The following is a 17,811-nucleotide window of genomic DNA, read 5'->3' as shown; positions in this document are numbered from 1 at the left end:
CCGCCCTACGATGGGGATGTCCGGACTCGACGAGGGGAGCTGTGTGCCGAGCTCGATCCGGCCCGGCGACGTGCTCGCCGACCGGTACCGCCTGGTCGACCTGCTCACCGAGAGCGGGGGCGGCCGGTTCTGGCGAGCCCACGACCGGGTGCTGGAGCGGCACGTCGCGCTGCACGTGATCCCCGCCGACGACGAGCGCGCCGACGCGCTGCTCGACGCCGCGCGCCGCTCCGCGACCGTCCACGACCGGCGGCTGCTGCGCGTGCTGGACGCCGACAAGGCCGACGGGCTCTGCTACGTCGTCAACGAGTGGGGGTCGGGCGACTCCCTCGACATCATGCTCGCGAGCAGCGGTCCGCTCAGCCCGCGCCGGGCCGCGTGGTTGGTCTCCGAGGTAGCCGCGTCGATCGCGGTCGGCCACGAGGCCGGGGTGGCGCACGGTCGCCTGATCCCCGAGAACGTGCTGGTCGACCACGCCGGCTCGGTCCGGCTGATCGGGTTCGCCGTCGACGCCGCGATGCACGGGCTGGCCCCGGGCCGGGTCTCCACGGACGTGGCCGACCTGGGAGGGCTGCTCTACTGCGCGCTCACCGGCAAGTGGCCCGGGACCTCGCAGTCGGCGGTGCCGGCGGCCCCGATCGAGGCCGGCCAGGTGCTCCGGCCGCGCCGGGTCCGCGCCGGGATCCCCCGCTCGCTCGACGCGCTGTGCGACGAGGTCGTGAACCCGTACGCCGGCGCCTGGGGCGACCGGCTCCGCGAGACCCACGACCTGGCCACCGCGCAGGGCATCGGCGACTACCTCTGCGCGTTCGTCGGCGATCCGACCGGCCTGGCCGCCGCCGAGGCCGCGGCCGGCCACCGGGACCCGGACACCATCACCCTCCCGGCGGTCGCCGACCCCCCGGTCCGCGAGCCCTCGCCGGCCCCCGAACCCGAGCCCGAACCCGAGCCCGAGCCGGCCGCTGCCCCGCCGTCGTCGACCGACCTGCCCACCCAGGCGGGCCTGCCGATCTTCGACGACGACAACGACGACGTCTCCTGGATCGCGGCCCGCACGGAGGCCGCGCCGCCGCCACCGCCGTTCGAGGAGCCCCCCGAGCGGCCGCTGTTCGCGCCGGAGTCGGAGACCCGCACGCCGCGCAACCCCGCCCCGGTCGCGACGGGCGCGGAGTACTGGCCGTTCGGTGACGCCAGCACCGGCACCACGGCCGTCACCGGCGCCACCCGCCCCGCCCCCGCTCCCAGCGCGCCCGAGGAGGAGGTGCCCGGCCGGAGCTGGCTGCGCCTCGCCGCGCTGATCGCCGCCTGCCTGCTGCTGCTGGTCGCGATCGTGGTCGCCTACAACCTGGGTCGCGGCCGGACCCCGCTCGGCGCGGTGCCGGACGACGATCCGTCGCCCACCCCCTCCTCGCCCGCGACCAGCGCGGCCGCGACCCCGGAGCCGATCGAGGGCCTCACCGCCACCGACTTCGACCCCCAGGGCGACCCGTCGGACGAGAACCCGGAGCTCACCCCGCTGGCCGTCGACGGCGACCCCAGCACGTCCTGGCGGACCTCGACGTACGAGCAGGACCTGGGGCCGCAAGGCCTGAAGACCGGCGTCGGGCTGGTGATCGACCTCGGTGGCACCCACGACGTGGCGGCGGTCGACCTGACGTTCGTGGGTGAGCCGACGAGCTTCTCGCTGTACGTCACCGACGCGGCGCCGACCGCGGTCGAGGACCTTGAGCCGGCGGCTGCCGACACGGCCGACGGCACGCGGACCCGGGTGGAGCTGGACGAGCCGGTCACCGGACGCTTCGTCACCGTCTGGCTGACGTCACTGCCCGCGGTCCCGGACGGTTTCCGTGGCGAGGTCGCCGAGGTCGCGGTCCGCGGATGAGCACCGAGCGCACCGACCACGAGCTGCTCCGCGCCCACGTCGACGGCGACCCCGAGGCGTTCGGCATCCTCTTCCACCGCCATCGCGACCGGCTCTGGGCGGTGGCGCTGCGCACGATGGGCAACCGCGAGGACGCGGCCGACGGGCTCCAGGACGGGCTGGTGGCGGCGTACCGCCGCGCCGCCACGTTCCGCGGCGACGCCGCGGTGACCACCTGGCTGCACCGCGTGGTCGTGAACGCCTGCCTGGACCGGATCCGCGCCGCGAAGGTGCGCCGTACCGAGACGCTGCCCGACGACCTCGAGGAGTACCGCGACCGCGGCTCGCTCGCGGCCGCGGCCCCCGCCGCCGATGACCCGGCCGACCTGTCGGTGCGCGAGGAGCGGCGCCGGCTGGTGCTCGGCGCGCTGGCCGAGCTGCCTGCCGAGCAGCGCGCGGCGCTGGTCCTGGTCGACATGGAGGGCTACCCGGTCGCCGACGCCGCGGCGATGCTCGACTGCGCGGTCGGCACCGTGAAGTCACGCTGCTCACGCGGCCGCGCCCGCCTCGCCGAGCTGCTCGCGCCCCTGCTCGACGACGGGTCGAGTGAGCCGGACCACGCCCTGCCGCGGAACCCGGTCTGCCCCGGGCCCGTCGAATCCGACGATGCCCCGCGCGGCCCACCGACGCCCGCGTGACCACCCGACCCACGATCCCCGAGGAGGTGACCCCATGTCCGACGACGACCAGGTACGCCGGCTGCTGGCCGACGCACGGCACGACGAACCGATGCCCGACGACGTCGCAGCGCGCCTCGACGGGGTGCTCGCCGACCTCCGGGACGAGAAGCGGCCCACCCCGACCAGCGACCTGGCCGCCGCGCACCAGCGCCGGCGGCGCGTCCGCGCCTGGGTCCTGGCCGCCGCCGCGGTCGTCGTGGTCGGTGTCGGGGCCAACCAGGTGGACTGGTCGGGCATCAGCATGTCCGGGGCGGACTCCGCCGACGCCGGCGCCGGCTCCGCCACCTCCGCGCAGGAGGAGTCGGCGGACCGCGACGACGCGGCCTCCGTGGCCCCGGAGGCGGCCTCGGCACCCGCCGACGGCGGCGCCGCCTGGCGGTGGGCTCGGCTCCGGCTGAGCTCCGAGGGCTTCGGCGACGAGGTCGCGGACTTCCGTGCCGGCAACCAGCTGCATCCGCTGCGCTCCCAGGACAAGTTCGAGACCACCGACGGCGAGCTGGCGTCCGACGGGGCGGCGTTCGCCGCGGTCTGCGGCCTCGGGCGGGTCGGCCCGGGCCGCCGGGTGCCGGTGCGCTACGACGGCGACCGCGCGTGGCTGGTGTTCCGCCCGGTCCAGGGCGACACCCAGGTGGTCGACCTCTACCTCTGCGGTCTCGAGGCACCCACCCGCTCGATCACGCTTCCCGCCCGCTAGGCCAGCGCCGCCCGGGGAAGATTCCTCACCTACGATCGGTTCTACTGACTGCTCAGCAGCACCGACTCCGAGGAGACCCGCTCTCTATGACCGACGTCCGCGACGTGATCGTCATCGGCTCCGGCCCGTCCGGCTACACCGCCGCGCTCTACACGGCCCGCGCCAACCTGCACCCGCTCGTGTTCGAGGGCTCGGTCACCGCCGGTGGCGCGCTGATGAACACCACCGAGGTCGAGAACTTCCCCGGCTTCCGCGACGGCATCATGGGTCCGGCGCTGATGGACGAGATGCGCGCCCAGGCCGAGCGCTTCGGCGCCGAGCTCGTCGCCGACGACGTCGTCGAGGTCGACCTCACGGGCGACGTCAAGGTCGTGAAGACCGCCACCGACACCTTCCAGGCCCGCGCGGTGATCCTCGCGATGGGTTCCGGCTACCGCAAGCTCGGCCTGCCCCGCGAGGAGGAGCTCTCCGGGCGCGGAGTCTCGTGGTGCGCGACGTGCGACGGCTTCTTCTTCCGCGACCAGCACATCGCGGTCGTGGGCGGCGGCGACTCCGCCATCGAGGAGGCGACGTTCCTCACCCGCTTCGGCTCGAAGGTCTCCCTGATCGTGCGCCGCGACGAGCTGCGCGCCTCGAAGATCATGCAGGAGCGCGCGTTCGCCGACCCCAAGCTCGAGATCATCTGGAACTCCAAGGTCGCCGAGATCAACGGCGCGGACCGCCTGGAGTCCCTCACGCTCGAGGACACCGTCACCGGCGAGAAGAGCGAGCTCCCCGCGACCGGGCTGTTCATCGCGATCGGCCACGACCCGCGCTCGGAGCTGCTGCCGGGGCAGGTCGACCTCGACGAGAACGGCTACGTCGTGGTCACGCACCCCTCGACCGGCACGAACCTGCCGGGCGTGTTCGCGGCCGGCGACCTCGTCGACCACCACTACCGCCAGGCGATCACCGCGGCCGGCACGGGCTGCGCCGCGGCCCTCGACGCCGAGCGCTACCTCGCCGAGCTGGACCACGCGGCGTCCGGTCCCCGGGACGCCCAGGCACGGGCCGACGCCGAGCTGGTCAGCGAGACCGTCCAGACCGCCGGCGCCTGATCACCCCGCGTGCCGGGGAACAACCGTCCCCGGGCTGCTGTTGACTGTGATCAGACCTCAGAGTTCACCGAAGAAGGGAATCATCCGTGGGCAACATCAACGCTGTGACCGACGCCGAGTTCGACGCGCAGGTCCTCAAGTCCGACAAGCCGGTCCTCGTGGACTTCTGGGCGGAGTGGTGCGGTCCGTGCCGCCAGGTCGCCCCGATCCTCGACGAGATCGCCTCCACCCACGGTGACAAGATCACGTTCCTCAAGATGAACGTGGACGAGAACCCCGTCACCCCGTCGACCTACCGGGTCACCGGCATCCCGACGATCAACGTCTACCAGGGCGGCGAGGTCGTGAAGACCATCGTCGGTGCTCGCCCGAAGGCCGCGCTCCTCAAGGAGCTCGAGGACCTGGTCTGAGCTAGTTCTCCACACGTGAGGCCCGCGTCGACTTCGGCGCGGGCCTCAGTGCTCCCATGAGCTTCTCGAGCGCCGCGTCCACCTCGTCGCGCCAGGTGACCGCCGTGCGCAGCTCCATCCGCATCCGCGGGCTGGTCGGGTGCGGGCGGTGGGTCTTGAAGCCCACGCTCCCGAGGAAGTCGACCGGCACCACGCACCGCCCGGGCCGTCCCGCAGGGTCGCCGAAGGCCTCGACCGCGCCGACGTCGCCGCGCTTGATCAGGTCGCGCGCCATGCCCTGGACGAGCATCCGGCCGAGCCCGCCGCCCTGCGCCGCCGGGTCGACGTACGCCATGGTGAGCAGGACCGCGTCCGGCGACACCGGCGCGGTCGGGAAGCTCGCGGCCCCGGGCACGAACGCCTCGGGGGCGTAGACCAGGTAGCCGACCGGCACGTCGTCGACGAGCGCCACCCGCCCGCACGAGCCCCACTCGCGCAGCACCTCCGAGACCCAGGCGTCCTTCTCGGCGCGCGGGTCGCTGACCCGGTCACGACGCACGGGGTCCAGCTCCCAGAACAGGCAGGACCGGCACGGCGTCTCGAAGGCGGCGAGGTGGTCCAGGGTGAGCCGGACGATCTTGCGTGACATCTCACCTCCCGCGGGTCGGATCCCACGAGCCATCGTAGGCCCGCGCCTGTCAGGATGGCCGGGTGCGCAAGATCCGACAGAGCAAGAAGCTGCAGAACGTCCGCTACGACGTACGTGGGCCGATCCTCGTCGAGGCACAGCGTCTCGAGGCCGAGGGTCACCACATCCTGAAGCTCAACATCGGCAACACCGCACCGTTCGGGTTCGACGCACCCGAGGCCATCGTGGCCGACATCGTCCACCACCTGCCGGACTCCCAGGGCTACAGCGACAGCCAGGGGATCTACCCCGCGCGGACGGCGGTCGCGCAGTACTACCAGAGCCGCGGCCTGCGCGACGTCTCCGTGGAGGACGTCTTCATCGGCAACGGCGTCTCCGAGCTCATCACGATGGTCCTGCAGACCTTCCTCGACGACGGCAACGAGATCCTGGTGCCGGCGCCCGACTACCCGTTGTGGACCGGGGCGGTCACGCTCTCGGGCGGCACCGCCGTCCACTACGTCTGCGACGAGAGCAACGGGTGGAACCCCGACCTCGCCGACATCGAGGCCAAGATCACCGAGAACACCCACGGTCTGGTGATCATCAACCCCAACAACCCGACCGGTGCCGTGTACAGCGAGGCGACCGTCAAGGGACTCATCGACATCGCCCGGCGCCACGAGCTGGTCGTCTTCGCCGACGAGATCTACGAGAAGATCATCTTCGACGACGCGGTCCACCACCACGCCGCGACGTACGCCGGCAACGACGTGCTCTGCCTGACGTTCAGCGGGCTCTCGAAGGCCTACCGCGTCTGCGGCTACCGCGCCGGCTGGGTGATGATCTCGGGGCCCAAGGAGGTCGCGGAGGACTTCCTCGAGGGCCTCACCCTGATGGCCAACATGCGGATGTGCGCCAACGTGCCCGCCCAGCATGCGATCCAGACCGCGCTGGGCGGCTACCAGTCCGTCGAGGAGCTGATCGTCCGAGGCGGCCGGTTCTACGAGCAGAGCATGCTGGCCAGCCGGCTGCTCAACGAGATCCCGGGCGTCTCGAACGTAGCGCCGCGCGGTGCCCTCTACTGCTTCCCGCGGTTGGACCCCGAGGTCTACCCGATCGAGAACGACGAGACGTTCGTCATCGACCTGCTGCGCGCGAAGAAGATCCTCGTCACCCACGGCACCGGCTTCAACTGGCCGCGACCCGACCACTTCCGGCTGGTGACGCTCCCGGACGTGCACGTCCTCGAGGAAGCCATCGGCCGGATCGCCGAGTTCCTGGCGACGCGGCGCTGACGTCATGCGCGACTACACCTACCCACCGGTGATCCTCACCGCGAAGACCGCGTTCCGGCTGCTCGGCCAGAAGTTCGAGATGACCGGCACCGAGCATGTCCCCCGGGAGGGCGGCGTGCTGCTCGCCTGCAACCACATCGGGTACGTCGACTTCGTCTACGGCGGGCTCGCGGCGAACCCCTCGCGCCGCTTGGTGCGCTTCATGGCGAAGAAGGAGATCTTCGCCCACCCCGTCGCCGGCCGCCTCATGCGCTCGCTGCACCACATCGAGGTGGACCGGGGCTCCGGCGAGGCCTCGGCACGGACCGCCGTCGAGTACCTCCGGTCCGGCGAGGCCGTCGGCATCTTCCCGGAGGCGACCATCTCCCGCTCCTTCGAGCTCAAGGAGTTCAAGACCGGCGCGGTGCGGATCGCGGCCGAGGCCGGGGTGCCGCTGGTCCCGGTCATCCTGTGGGGCACCCAGCGGATGATGACCAAGGACCACCCCCGCGACTTCTCCCGCGGCAAGACCATCGCGATCCGCGTCGGTGAGCCGATGCACCCGACCGGCGCCGACCCGGTCGCCGAGACCGCCGCGCTGCACGCGGTCATGAGCGACCTGCTCGACGCGACGATCCGCTCCTACCCTGCGGCGGAGCAGCCGCCGGGGTCGTGGTGGCTGCCCGCGTCGTACGGCGGGAGCGCGCCGACCTTGGAGGAGGCGGCGCGGCTCGACCTCGAGGAGCAGCGCCGGCGCGCCGAGAGGCGTGCCAACAAAGAGACTGGCCGATAAGTCGACAAACCGACTTATCGCTAGATCTACTCAGATCGGGCGATCGGAGCGGTTGCGTGGATCCATGATGTCCACGATCCGCTGCAGGTCGTCGAGCGTCGCGAACTCGACCGTGATCTTGCCCTTGGCCCGGCCGAGGTCGACCTTCACCCGGGTCTCGAACCGGTCGGAGAGCCGCTCCGCGAGGTCCGACAGGCCTGGGGCGACGGGCTTGGCGCGGGAGGCGCGTGGTGCGGGCGCCTCAGGGTCCCGCACCGCGACGATCTCCTCGAGACCGCGCACGCTGATGCCCTCGGCGATCACCCGCTGGGCCAGGCGGTCCTGCAGGTCGGAGTCGTCGATGGCGAGCAGCGCACGGGCGTGACCCGCGGACAGCACGCCCGCGGCGACGCGGCGCTGGACGGCCGGGGTCAGCTTGAGCAGCCGGAGCGTGTTGCTGATCTGGGGGCGGGACCGGCCGATGCGCCCGGCGAGCTCCTCGTGGGTGCACCCGAAGTCGTCGAGCATCTGCTGGTAGGCCGCGGCCTCTTCCAGCGGGTTGAGCTGGGAGCGGTGCAGGTTCTCGAGCAGCGCGTCGCGGAGCATGTCGACGTCGTCGGTCTCCCGCACGATCGCCGGGACCGCCTCGAGGCCGGCCTGCTGGGACGCGCGCCAGCGGCGCTCGCCCATGACCAGCTCGAACTCCTCGGGCCCGTGCTTGCGCACCACGATCGGCTGGAGGACGCCGATCTCGCGGATCGAGTGCACGAGCTCGGCCATCGCGTCCTCGTCGAAGACCTGGCGCGGCTGCACGCGGTTGGGCGTGATCTGGCCGACCGGCACCTCGGCGAAGTACGCGCCGGCCACCGGCGCGAGGCCGTCCGGCTCGGGCGCGGTGTCGACGGGCGTCTCGCCGTCCTCGGCGGTCGGCCCGGTCGGGATCAGGGAGCCCAGGCCACGGCCGAGCCCGCGACGCTGCGGCGGGCGGTTGGCGTTCATCTGGTCGGTGCTCCCTTGGTCGCGATCTCGCGCGCCGCCTCGAGGTAGGACAGCGCACCCGGCGATCCGGGATCGTAGGTCATCACGGTCTGCCCGTACGACGGGGCCTCCGAGACCCGCACCGAGCGCGGGATGAACGTCTTCAGCACCTGGTCGCCGAAGTGCTCGCGCACCTCGTCGGCGACGCCGGCCGCGAGCCGGGTCCGCGCGTCGTACATCGTCACCAGGATGGTGGAGACCTCCAGCCCCTGGTTCAGGTGGGCGCGGACCATCTCCACGGTCTCCAGCAGCTGGCCGAGGCCCTCCAGGGCGTAGTACTCCGCCTGGATCGGGATCATCATCTCGTTGCCGGCGACCAGGGCGTTCAGCGTGAGCAGGCCCAGCGAGGGCGGGCAGTCCACGAGGACGTAGTCGAAGCGGTCCTCCCCCACCTCGTCGGCCGAGCCGACCAGGGGATGGCCGTGGATCGCCTTGCGCAGCCGGCTCTCGCGCGCCACCACCGAGACCAGCTCGATCTCGGCGCCGGCCAGGTCGATGGTCGCCGGCACCACGAACAGGTTCTCCGACTCCGGGCTGGGGCTGGAGACCTCCTCGAGCGGCGCCCCCTCGACCAGGGCGTCGTACGTCGACGGCACCCCGCGTCGGTGGTCGACGCCGAGCGCGGTGGAGGCGTTGCCCTGAGGATCGAGGTCGACGACCAGGACCCGTTGCCCGAGCTGGGCCAGCGCCGCGGCGACGTTCACCGTCGAGGTGGTCTTGCCGACACCACCCTTCTGATTGGCGACCACGAAGATCCGGGTCGCCCCCGGACGGTCCAGCGGAGGCCGCATCCGGGCGCCGTGCCGGGCCAGGACCGTGTGCTCGGCGGCCTGCGCCAGCGGCGTTCCCGGGTCGTGGTCGAAGTCCGGCGCGGCGACCGCGATGTCCGCCGCCGTACGCACCCGGAAGCCGGTTTCACGTGAAACGTCGGCGTCGGGGTCGTTATCCCCCGCCTGTGGATGAACAGGGTCGGTCTGTGGAGAACCACGCTCAGGCGACCAGCCTTCACCAGTGGAAAACTCGGTCACGCCTCTCGCCTCCGGTTCGATCTGCGGCCCTTGCGGCTCGCTGACTTCGATGCACCGCCACCCCGCGTGGGCGGAAGCGGCCAAGATACCTGGGCGGGATCGGCCCAGGCCACTCGCAGGGCGACGGTCGGGGATATCTCCCCGCCTACACCCAGCTCCACGACCTCCGGCTCGGCGCACCGCCACCGGGCCAGCTCCTCACGAGCCGCCTCGATCTCGTCGACCACCGAGCTCCCCTTCATCGCGACCAGCGCCCCGTCGGGGGCCACCAGCGGCATCGACCACCCCAGCAGCCGCTCCAGGGGGGCAACGGCGCGCGAGGTCACGACGTCGAAGCGTCGCGACCCGTGCACCGAGTCCGCCCGGCCCCGGACCACCTCGACGCCCTCGAGCTGCAGCGCCTCGGCGACCTCCTCGAGGAACGTGGTGCGTCGCAGGAGCGGCTCGACCAGCGTGACCCGCAGGTCCGGACGCGCGATCGCGAGGACCAGACCGGGCAGGCCCGCCCCGGAACCGATGTCGCAGACGGTGGCGCCGGCCGGGATCAGGTCGGCGAGCAGCGCGCAGTTCACCAGGTGCCGGTCCCACAGGCGCGGCGCTTCCCGCGGGCCGATCAGCCCGCGCACGACCCCATCGGTCGCCAGCAGCTCGGCGTAGCGCTCGGCCAGCGGAAGTCGCTCAGACGAAAACACCCTCCGAGCCACCTCGGGCGCGGAGGGCGTTTCACGTGAAACATCGCTCATGCGATCACGACACGGTGCTCATGCGGGGAGGACGACCACGTAGCGGTGGGGCTCCACGCCCTCGGACTCAGACACGAGGCCGGCGGCCGCGACGGCGTCGTGCACGACCTTGCGCTCAAACGGCGACATCGGCGTGAGCGACACCTGCTCGCCGGTCTCCTTCACCTGGGCGACGGTCTCCTCGGCCAGCTTCACCAGCTCCGCACGCTTCTCCGCGCGGTAGCCGGAGATGTCCAGCATCAGCCGGGACCGCTCACCGGTCTCGCGGTAGACGGCGAGCCGGGTCAGCTCCTGCAGGGCGTCCAGCACCTCGCCCTTCGCGCCCACCAGCTGGGAGAGGTCGGCTCCGACGATCGACACCGCGGCGCGGTCACCCTCGACGTCCATGTCCAGGTCGCCGTCCAGGTCGGCGATGTCGAGGAGCTCCTCGAGGTAGTCCGCCGCGATGTCGCCCTCCTGCTCGAGCTGCTGCACCCGCGAGGAGGACTCGCCCACCTCGGACTCCTGCTGCTCGACGGCCTCGTCGGTCACTGCGTCGTCACTCACTGCTGCTCCCCCTCGGGACTCGGATCCGCGGCGGGACGCTGCCCACCGGACTTCTTGCGCTGCTCTCGGGACTGCTTCTTCGGCTGCTGGCGCTGCTGGGGGCGGGGGGCCGGAGCCTCATCGACGACCGGAGCCACCTCGTCGGCAGGGACCTCCCCGCGCTTGGCCGCCTTCCGCGCCGCCTTCTCACGGTCGCGCTCGAGCTTGGCCTTCTCGGCCGCGGTGCCCGGAGCCGGGTTGTTCCGGATCACGTAGAACTGCTGGCACATCGTCCACAGGTTGGAGGTGGTCCAGTAGAAGAGCACGGCGATCGGGAAGGCGATGCCACCGACGGCGAACACGACCGGGAGTACGTAGAGCAGCAGCTTCTGCTGCTGCGCATACGGTCCGGTCAGCGCGTCGGGCGGCATGTTCTTGCTCATCAGCTGGCGCTGGGTGGTGAACGTGGTGGCGGTCATCGCGGCCACCAGGATCAGCGCGAGCACCTGGACGGCGATGTCGCCGCCGGAGTTCAGGAACGTCGCCTTGATCGGGATGCCCCACAGCTCGGCGTTGATGAAGCTGTCGGCGAGGTCCTCGGTGAGGAAGGCGATGCCGCCTTCCTCCGCGTGGTGGTCCAGCAGGCGGAAGAGCGCCAGGAAGATCGGCATCTGGATCAGGATCGGCAAGCACGAGGCGAACGGGTTCGTCCCGCTCTCCTTGTACAGCTTCATCGTCTCCTGGGCGAGACGCTCCCGGTCGTGGCCGTACTTCTTCTGCAGCTCCTTGACCTTGGGCTGGATCAGCTGCATGTTCCGGCTGGACTTGATCTGCTTCACGAAGAGCGGGATCAGCGCAGCGCGGACCGTCACCGTCAGACCGATGATCGACAGGATCCAGGTTCCGCCGCCGTCGAACGGCATCTGCAGAACCTCGGTGAAGAAGGTGTGCCAAGCCACCATGATGAAGGAGATGGCGTAGTACAGCGGCGTCATGATCAGGCCGCCGATGTCGCCGAGGATTCCCACGGATCAGGCTCCTTGCTGGGGTGAGGGAGATGAGCCCGCGCGCGGGCGGGAAGATCGATCGGGCACCGGGTCGTAGCCACCGGCGGCCCAGGGGTGGCAGCGGGTCAGTCGCCGGCCGGCCAGCCACGACCCGCGCACGCTACCGTGCTCGGTCACCGCCTGCAGCGCGTACGCCGAGCAGGACGGGTGGTAGCGGCAGACCTGACCGTAGAGCGGGCTGATCAGCAGGCGGTAGGCGCGCAGGAACCCGATCAACAGGTACCGCAGCGGGTCGTACCTCATCCACTCACCTCCGGCAGCACCCGATCGAGGCAACGCTCGAGGTCAGCGCCGAGTTCCGCGGAGGACGCGGTGGCGGCGGCGGGGAGGGCGCGGACCACGAGCACAGCAGAGCCCGGGAGCGACGCGAGGTGCTCCCGGGCGAGGTGTCGCAGGCGGCGTTTCACGCGGTTGCGGGTGACGGCGTTCCCGACGGCCTTGCTGACCACGAAGCCCACCCGCGGGGTCTCGGTGAGCGACGCGTCGCTCGCCAGATGCACCACGACGGTGCGCGCTCCACTGCGGCGACCCTTGCGGGTCGCCTCACGGAACGAGGCACCGTCGGTCAGGCGGTGAGCCGGGGACAGCACGGGGCTGACCTGGGTCCGGCCGGCGGGGCCGTCAGACGGCGAGGCTCTTGCGGCCCTTGCGGCGACGCGAGGACAGGATCGCGCGGCCCGCACGGGTGCGCATGCGCAGACGGAAACCGTGCACCTTGTGCCGGCGGCGGTTGTTCGGCTGGTACGTACGCTTGCTCATGGGCTTCTCTCCATGGTGTTGTCAGGGCAGTCACGCCGGGCCGGAGCGGCACGATGCTGAACTTCTGGGCTGAACTTCGAGGCCTTTCGGCTGGCACCGCGCACCCACGAACGACCCGCACGAAATGTGCTCGCGCAGCTGCTCTGTCGTGGACATGCGGCACCGGTCGACACCGGGTGACCGAGCAACGGTACGCGCTGGGATTCCACAGGGTCAAACCGGCGTCGCGAGGGTCTGGCCCGGCCTGTGGATGACGGGTTGCCCGAGCCCTCCACCAGTTGTTACGTTCGCCGCTACCGAGGTTCCCCGCCGCCCCTCGGACCGTATCGGATCAACCGTCTGTGTGACCCCCACCTCGTCGGTGGTCAAGGCCCGCTGACCAGCGAAAACAGCTTCCCGATTCGTCCGTTACGCGGTCTCGGTAGGACGCTGTCCACAAGGACAGCGTCGGGTTCACAACCTGTGGACAAAGTTGTGGAAGCGACAGGCCGCGAGAGGCTGACCGGTTCTCCTGCACGACGCGGAGCGACCGGTGACGATGGGGCCTCTCGAACGACCGGGACAACCTAGGAAGTGGGAACGGTGGAGCAGAGCACCTCGGACCTCAGCGTCGCGTGGCGGGGCGTGGTGGACGACCTCCAACCGAACCAGCGGGCCTGGCTGCGCGCCAGCGAGCCGGTCACGCTCCACGAGAGCACCGCCATCGTGGCGGTGCCCAACGACTTCACGCGCAACCAGCTCGAGGGCCGGCTGCGCGCCCAGCTCGAGGACGCCCTCACCGTCCGGTTCGGGCGCGAGATCCGGATCGCGGTGACGGTGAACCCGCAGCTCGAGGAGCTCGTGACCGCGCCGGCGCCGCCCGAGCTCCCCGAGCAGTCGACAAGTCAAGACATCGACATGTCGACAATTTCTCCGGAGGCCGATCTCCCGGCGCCCGTGCAGGCGACCGGTCCCACCGGCGACGCAGGGGCCCGCCCCGCGAACGCCCTCGAGACCCGCCTCAACCCCAAGTACACGTTCGAGACGTTCGTCATCGGATCGTCCAACCGCTTCCCCCACGCCGCCGCGGTCGCCGTCGCCGAGGCCCCGGGCAAGGCCTACAACCCGCTGCTCGTGTACGGCGACTCCGGGCTCGGCAAGACCCACCTCCTGCATGCGATCGGCCACTACGTGCGGTCGCTCTACACCGGCGCCAAGGTGCGCTACGTGTCGAGCGAGGAGTTCACCAACGAGTTCATCAACGCCATCCGCGACGACCGTCAGGACCGGTTCAAGCGCCGCTACCGCGACGTCGACGTGCTCCTGATCGACGACATCCAGTTCCTGGAGGGGAAGACCCAGACCCAGGAGGAGTTCTTCCACACGTTCAACACCCTCCACAACGCCAACAAGCAGATCGTGCTGACCTCCGACCGCGCACCCAAGCGGCTCGAGGCGCTCGAGGACCGGCTGCGCAACCGGTTCGAGTGGGGGCTGATCACCGACGTCCAGCCGCCGGACCTCGAGACCCGCATCGCGATCCTGCGCAAGAAGGCCGCCATGGACCGGCTCACCGCACCGCCGGACGTGCTCGAGTTCATCGCCTCGAAGATCCAGACCAACATCCGTGAGCTCGAGGGTGCCCTCATCCGCGTCACGGCCTTCGCGAACCTCAACCGCCAGGAGGTCGACATGACCCTGGCCGAGATCGTCCTCAAGGACCTGATCCCCGAGGGCGGGGAGCCCGAGATCACCGCCGCGCTGATCATCGCCCAGACCGCGGCGTACTTCGGCCTGTCGATCGAGGAGCTCACCGGGCCCAGCCGCGGCCGGCACCTCGTGATGGCCCGGCAGATCGCGATGTACCTCTGCCGCGAGCTCACCGACCTGTCGCTGCCCAAGATCGGTGCCCAGTTCGGCAACCGCGACCACACGACGGTCATGTACGCCGACCGGAAGATCAACCAGCTCCTCGCCGAGCGTCGCGCCGTCTTCAACCAGGTCAGCGAGCTCACCAACCGCGTCAAGCTGCAGGCGCGGCAGGCCTGACCACCGGCCCGTCGATGTCGTTCCCCAGCTGTGGACGACATGTGGGCGGGCACCGAGGGATCCGGGAGAACCTGTGGACGAACAGCCGACTCCCCCATCGACGGTGCTCGCGATCCACACGACGACCGAGTCGTTCATTTGTCGTTCCACAGCCACTGTGCACCGGCCACACCCCGGCTGACCTGCACAAACCCGACTTCTCCACAGATTCCACCGCACCTATTACTCCGACCTACCTCCAGACATCCCGATCGACCGTGAACATCCACCCGGCCCCCTTCCTGGGGACAACTCCCGGACGTCCCCGGTGCATGGCAGGATGCGCATCCCGAGATTTCCCACCAGCAGACCCGAAGGAACCATCGTGAAGTTCCGCGTCGAGCGCGACGTCCTGGCCGATGCCGTCGCGTGGGCTGCCCGCAGCCTCCCGGTCCGACCCAGCGTCCCCGTCCTCGCCGGCCTGCTCATCGAGGCGACCGACGAGGGCCTGGTGCTCTCCACCTTCGACTACGAGACCTCCGCCCGCGCCACGCTCACCGCCGAGGTCAGCGACGAGGGCCGGGCCCTGGTCAGCGGCCGCTTGCTCGCCGACATCTGCCGCAGCCTGCCCGCCAAGCCGGTCGATATGGTGCTCGACGGCGCCCGCGTCTCGCTGACCTGCGGTTCGGCGCGCTTCAGCCTGCAGACGATGCCGGTCGAGGACTACCCCAGCCTTCCGGACATGCCGGCAGCGACTGGCACGGTCGCCAGCGAGGCGTTCGCCCACGCTGTCGCGCAGGCGGTCACCGCCGCCGGCCGCGACGACATGCTCCCGGTGCTGACCGGCGTGCGCATCGAGATCGACGGCTCGACCATCTCCCTGCTCGCCACGGACCGCTTCCGGCTCTCGCACCGCGAGCTCGACTGGAACCCGCGCACGCCCGACGAGTCCGCGGCCGCGCTGGTCCCGGCTCGGGTGCTCGGCGACACCGCGAAGTCGCTGACCGCCGGCGGCGAGGTCACGATCGCCCTCGCCAGCACCGGCAGCGGCGAGGGCATCATCGGCTTCGAGGGTCAGGCCCCCGGCGGGCTGCGCCGGACGACGACCCGGCTCCTCGACGGCGAGTTCCCGAAGGTCCGCAGCCTGTTCCCCAGCGAGCACCAGACCACCGCCCTGGTCGACCGGACCGCACTGATCGAGTCGGTCAAGCGCGTCTCCCTGGTCGCCGAGCGGAACACCGCCGTCCAGCTCGCGTTCAGCGACGGCGTGCTGACCCTCGACGCCGGCTCGGGCGACGAGGCCCAGGCGTCGGAGTCCATCGAGGCGACCATCCAGGGCGAGGACATCACCACCGGGTTCAACCCGCAGTTCCTCCTCGACGGCCTCACCGCCATCGAGCAGCCGGTCGTCGAGCTCGCGTTCACGCAGGCGTCCAAGCCCGTCGTCATCAGCGGTTCGGTCGCGGACGGCGAGCGGGACACGGCGTTCCGGTACCTCCTCATGCCGCGCCGTCTGCTCTCCTGAGACCCGCGGCCTAGGCTGAGCCCATGGATCTTGGACTCGTCGGCCTGGGAAAGATGGGCGGCAACATGCGCACCCGGTTGCGCAACGCCGGCCACACCGTCATCGGCTACGACCGCAACCCCGACCTCGCGGACGCCGCGAGCCTCGCGGCGATGGTCGAGCAGCTGCCCTCCCCCAAGGTGGTGTGGGTGATGGTGCCGGCGGGTGACCCCACGCGGCAGACCATCCGGGAGCTGGCCGACCTCCTCGGCGAGGGCGACCTCGTCGTCGACGGGGGCAACTCGAAGTGGACCGACGACCAGGTGAACGCCGAGATGCTGGCGCAGAAGGGCATCGGGTTCGTCGACTGCGGTGTCTCCGGTGGTGTCTGGGGCCTCGAGAACGGCTACGCGCTGATGTGCGGCGGCTCGGACGCCGACGTCGCGAAGATCCAGCCGGCGTTCGACGCCCTCAAGCCCGACGAGGGCGGCTTCGTCCACGCCGGCAAGAAGCCCGGCGCTGGGCACTTCGCCAAGATGGTCCACAACGGCATCGAGTACGCCATCATGCAGAGCTACGCCGAGGGCTGGGAGCTGCTCGAGAAGGTCGACCTCGTCGACAACGTCACCGAAGTGTTCGACTCGTGGCGATCCGGCACGGTCATCCGCTCGTGGCTGCTCGACCTGCTGGTCGCCGCGCTCGAGGACGACCAGCACCTCGAGAAGATCGCCGGCTACGCCGAGGACTCCGGCGAGGGCCGCTGGACGGTCGAGGCGGCGATCGACAACGCCGTCCCGATGAACGTCATCGCCGCTTCGCTGTTCGCCCGCTTCGTCTCGCGTCAGGACGACAGCCCGGCGATGAAGGCGATCGCAGCGATGCGCAACCAGTTCGGCGGGCACGCCGTCCACACCGAGCCGCCGGTCGGCGCCGACGCCCACCCCGCGCCCTGACCGTGTCGTGTACGTCTCGCACCTGACCCTGCACAACTTCCGCTCGTACGTCACGGCGGACGTCGAGCTGTCGCCGGGCGTCACCGCGTTCATCGGCCGCAACGGGCAGGGCAAGACCAACCTCGTCGAGGCGATCGACTACCTGTCCCGGCTCGCCTCGCACCGGGTCGCGTCCGACGCGCCGCTGGTGCGCGCCGGCAGCGACCAGGCCGTGGTGCGGGCGGCGGTGGTGCGCGACGGCCGCACCGCGGTGCTCGAGGTCGAGCTCAACCCGGGGAAGTCGAACCGCGCGCGGATCAACCGCTCGCCGCTGCCGCGGGCGCGCGAGCTGGTCGGCCTGGTGCGGACGGTGGTCTTCTCCCCCGAGGACCTGACCCTGGTCAAGGGCGACCCGTCGGACCGGCGCAAGCTCCTCGACGACCTGCTCGTGCTGCGTGCACCCCGGCTCGCGGGCGTGCGCGCCGATTACGACCGGGTGCTCAAGCAGCGCAACTCGCTGCTCAAGACCGCTCGGATCAGCCGCGGGGCCCTGGACACGCTCGGCGTGTGGGACGACCACCTCGCCCGGACCGGCGCCGAGCTCCTCGCGGAGCGGCTGGCGCTGGTCGACGCGCTCCGGCCGTACGTCGGCAAGGCGTACGAGACCGTGGCGCGGGGCGCGACCCGGGACGACGCGGACATCGAGTACAAGCCGTCCTTCGACCTCGAGGGCCGCACCAGCGCCGCCGA

Annotated in this window: 20 protein-coding genes; 11 read left to right on the top strand and 9 right to left on the bottom strand. The window is 71.1% G+C overall.

Going from position 1 to position 17,811, the window contains the following annotated elements; translation table 11 throughout:
* The first annotated feature begins 16 nt into the window (after positions 1-16).
* The 5 genes from ABD875_RS11760 (at position 17) to trxA (ending at position 4,802) form a co-directional block, all read left to right on the top strand.
* Positions 17-1,882 (top strand): protein kinase family protein, encoded by a 1,866-nt coding sequence (locus tag ABD875_RS11760; protein WP_345176572.1) that lies wholly within the window; start codon positions 17-19, stop codon positions 1,880-1,882.
* Positions 1,879-2,559 carry an RNA polymerase sigma factor SigM gene (sigM, locus tag ABD875_RS11755; protein WP_345176568.1) on the top strand — a complete coding sequence of 227 codons (681 nt, stop codon included), beginning with the start codon at positions 1,879-1,881 and terminating at the stop codon, positions 2,557-2,559. Before ABD875_RS11760 ends, sigM begins: the two co-directional genes overlap by 4 nt.
* 34 nt (positions 2,560-2,593) lie before the next feature.
* Positions 2,594-3,295: a hypothetical protein gene (locus ABD875_RS11750; RefSeq protein WP_345176564.1), complete on the top strand. Its 702-nt coding sequence runs from the start codon at positions 2,594-2,596 to the stop codon at positions 3,293-3,295.
* 86 nt (positions 3,296-3,381) lie between these two features.
* Positions 3,382-4,392 (top strand): thioredoxin-disulfide reductase, encoded by a 1,011-nt coding sequence (gene trxB, locus ABD875_RS11745; RefSeq protein ID WP_345176561.1) that lies wholly within the window; start codon positions 3,382-3,384, stop codon positions 4,390-4,392.
* An 86-nt stretch (positions 4,393-4,478) separates the two neighbouring features.
* Positions 4,479-4,802: a thioredoxin gene (trxA, locus tag ABD875_RS11740; protein WP_345176558.1), complete on the top strand. Its 324-nt coding sequence runs from the start codon at positions 4,479-4,481 to the stop codon at positions 4,800-4,802.
* Position 4,803: 1 nt separating this feature from the next.
* Here the strand turns inward: trxA and ABD875_RS11735 are convergent, their stop codons facing one another.
* The gene (locus ABD875_RS11735; RefSeq protein ID WP_345176555.1) at positions 4,804-5,430 is read right to left on the bottom strand and encodes a GNAT family N-acetyltransferase; all 627 of its coding nucleotides are present in this window, start codon (positions 5,428-5,430) and stop codon (positions 4,804-4,806) included.
* A 62-nt stretch (positions 5,431-5,492) separates the two neighbouring features.
* Between ABD875_RS11735 and ABD875_RS11730 the strand changes: the two genes are divergently transcribed.
* Positions 5,493-6,707, top strand: coding sequence for a pyridoxal phosphate-dependent aminotransferase (locus ABD875_RS11730; RefSeq protein WP_345176550.1), 1,215 nt, complete (start codon positions 5,493-5,495; stop codon positions 6,705-6,707).
* A 4-nt stretch (positions 6,708-6,711) separates the two neighbouring features.
* Complete coding sequence (locus tag ABD875_RS11725) at positions 6,712-7,479, top strand: lysophospholipid acyltransferase family protein (protein WP_345176545.1); 768 nt, start codon at positions 6,712-6,714, stop codon at positions 7,477-7,479.
* Between the two features lie 30 nt (positions 7,480-7,509).
* On the opposite strand, the gene ABD875_RS11720 is transcribed toward ABD875_RS11725, so the two are convergent.
* From ABD875_RS11720 to rpmH, 8 genes are all read right to left on the bottom strand, one after another.
* On the bottom strand, positions 7,510-8,457 hold the full coding sequence (locus ABD875_RS11720) for a ParB/RepB/Spo0J family partition protein (RefSeq protein WP_345176541.1): 948 nt from the start codon (positions 8,455-8,457) through the stop codon (positions 7,510-7,512).
* Positions 8,454-9,398: a ParA family protein gene (locus ABD875_RS11715; protein WP_345176537.1), complete on the bottom strand. Its 945-nt coding sequence runs from the start codon at positions 9,396-9,398 to the stop codon at positions 8,454-8,456. The genes ABD875_RS11720 and ABD875_RS11715 overlap by 4 nt, the downstream gene beginning before the upstream one ends.
* 122 nt (positions 9,399-9,520) lie before the next feature.
* Entirely contained in the window at positions 9,521-10,216 is a 696-nt protein-coding gene (gene rsmG / locus ABD875_RS11710) for a 16S rRNA (guanine(527)-N(7))-methyltransferase RsmG (protein ID WP_345176533.1), read from the bottom strand.
* Between the two features lie 69 nt (positions 10,217-10,285).
* A complete protein-coding gene (locus ABD875_RS11705; protein ID WP_379187250.1) occupies positions 10,286-10,813 on the bottom strand; it encodes a Jag family protein in 528 nt (175 codons plus the stop codon).
* Complete coding sequence (yidC, locus tag ABD875_RS11700; RefSeq protein ID WP_345176528.1) at positions 10,810-11,820, bottom strand: membrane protein insertase YidC; 1,011 nt, start codon at positions 11,818-11,820, stop codon at positions 10,810-10,812. The genes ABD875_RS11705 and yidC overlap by 4 nt, the downstream gene beginning before the upstream one ends.
* Before the next feature lie 3 nt (positions 11,821-11,823).
* On the bottom strand, positions 11,824-12,102 hold the full coding sequence (gene yidD / locus ABD875_RS11695; RefSeq protein ID WP_345176524.1) for a membrane protein insertion efficiency factor YidD: 279 nt from the start codon (positions 12,100-12,102) through the stop codon (positions 11,824-11,826).
* Positions 12,099-12,449, bottom strand: a complete 351-nt coding sequence (rnpA, locus tag ABD875_RS11690) for a ribonuclease P protein component (RefSeq protein ID WP_345176520.1) — start codon at positions 12,447-12,449, stop codon at positions 12,099-12,101. Before rnpA ends, yidD begins: the two co-directional genes overlap by 4 nt.
* Positions 12,450-12,480: 31 nt before the next feature.
* Positions 12,481-12,618: a 50S ribosomal protein L34 gene (gene rpmH / locus ABD875_RS11685; RefSeq protein WP_011758123.1), complete on the bottom strand. Its 138-nt coding sequence runs from the start codon at positions 12,616-12,618 to the stop codon at positions 12,481-12,483.
* A gap of 573 nt (positions 12,619-13,191) precedes the next feature.
* Here rpmH and dnaA point away from each other — a divergent pair.
* The 4 genes from dnaA to recF all read left to right on the top strand — a co-directional run.
* Entirely contained in the window at positions 13,192-14,646 is a 1,455-nt protein-coding gene (gene dnaA / locus ABD875_RS11680; protein WP_379187253.1) for a chromosomal replication initiator protein DnaA, read from the top strand.
* 364 nt (positions 14,647-15,010) lie between these two features.
* Positions 15,011-16,150 (top strand): DNA polymerase III subunit beta, encoded by a 1,140-nt coding sequence (gene dnaN, locus ABD875_RS11675; protein ID WP_345176517.1) that lies wholly within the window; start codon positions 15,011-15,013, stop codon positions 16,148-16,150.
* A gap of 23 nt (positions 16,151-16,173) precedes the next feature.
* A complete protein-coding gene (gene gnd, locus ABD875_RS11670) occupies positions 16,174-17,082 on the top strand; it encodes a phosphogluconate dehydrogenase (NAD(+)-dependent, decarboxylating) (RefSeq protein ID WP_345176513.1) in 909 nt (302 codons plus the stop codon).
* 7 nt (positions 17,083-17,089) lie between these two features.
* Positions 17,090-17,811, top strand: a 722-nt coding sequence (recF, locus tag ABD875_RS11665) for a DNA replication/repair protein RecF (protein WP_345176509.1), incomplete at its 3' end; no start/stop codon positions are given.

The sequence above is a fragment of the Nocardioides caricicola genome (assembly GCF_039541135.1).
Taxonomy (GTDB): domain Bacteria; phylum Actinomycetota; class Actinomycetes; order Propionibacteriales; family Nocardioidaceae; genus Nocardioides; species Nocardioides caricicola.
Note: the sequence above shows the minus strand (reverse complement) of the source record. Positions and strands in the feature narration are given on the sequence as shown.

Coding starts and splice junctions, on each gene's coding strand:
- ABD875_RS11760 (WP_345176572.1), top strand. CDS start 17: ATGTCCGGACTCGACGAGGGGAGCTGTGTGCCGAGCTCGATCCGGCCC.
- sigM (WP_345176568.1), top strand. CDS start 1,879: ATGAGCACCGAGCGCACCGACCACGAGCTGCTCCGCGCCCACGTCGAC.
- ABD875_RS11750 (WP_345176564.1), top strand. CDS start 2,594: ATGTCCGACGACGACCAGGTACGCCGGCTGCTGGCCGACGCACGGCAC.
- trxB (WP_345176561.1), top strand. CDS start 3,382: ATGACCGACGTCCGCGACGTGATCGTCATCGGCTCCGGCCCGTCCGGC.
- ABD875_RS11735 (WP_345176555.1), bottom strand. CDS start 5,430: ATGTCACGCAAGATCGTCCGGCTCACCCTGGACCACCTCGCCGCCTTC.
- ABD875_RS11725 (WP_345176545.1), top strand. CDS start 6,712: ATGCGCGACTACACCTACCCACCGGTGATCCTCACCGCGAAGACCGCG.
- ABD875_RS11720 (WP_345176541.1), bottom strand. CDS start 8,457: ATGAACGCCAACCGCCCGCCGCAGCGTCGCGGGCTCGGCCGTGGCCTG.
- yidD (WP_345176524.1), bottom strand. CDS start 12,102: ATGAGGTACGACCCGCTGCGGTACCTGTTGATCGGGTTCCTGCGCGCC.
- rpmH (WP_011758123.1), bottom strand. CDS start 12,618: ATGAGCAAGCGTACGTACCAGCCGAACAACCGCCGCCGGCACAAGGTG.
- gnd (WP_345176513.1), top strand. CDS start 16,174: ATGGATCTTGGACTCGTCGGCCTGGGAAAGATGGGCGGCAACATGCGC.